This is a genomic window from Roseomonas sp. KE2513 (assembly GCF_016107305.1).
GTDB lineage: Bacteria > Pseudomonadota > Alphaproteobacteria > Acetobacterales > Acetobacteraceae > Roseomonas.
Genome location: NZ_RCVR01000221.1, coordinates 1 through 220 on the forward strand (window position 1 = coordinate 1; position 220 = coordinate 220).

A 220-nucleotide genomic window follows, 5' to 3' on the forward strand; every position below is an offset into this window, starting at 1 on the left:
TTCAACACGCTCGCCGAGGCCAAGGTCCTCATCGAGCAATGGCGACGGCACTACAACACCGTCCGCCCGCACTCCTCCCTGCGCTACCGACCGCCCGCGCCAGAGGTGCTCCCGACATCACCTCTGCCGTCCTCCGTAGGCCAACCCCCCACCAGCTCAGGACAGGCCGCAGCCATGCTCCATTAAAAATCCGCCTGGGCCACCTCGTGGGGGCTGGTCA

1 protein-coding gene is annotated in these 220 nt (G+C 66.4%); it reads left to right on the top strand.

Going from position 1 to position 220, the window contains the following annotated elements:
- Nucleotides 1–186: integrase core domain-containing protein (locus D9599_RS31025; protein WP_198385176.1), on the top strand; the 186-nt coding region annotated here is incomplete at its 5' end.
- Between the last annotated feature and the right edge of the window lie 34 nt (nucleotides 187–220).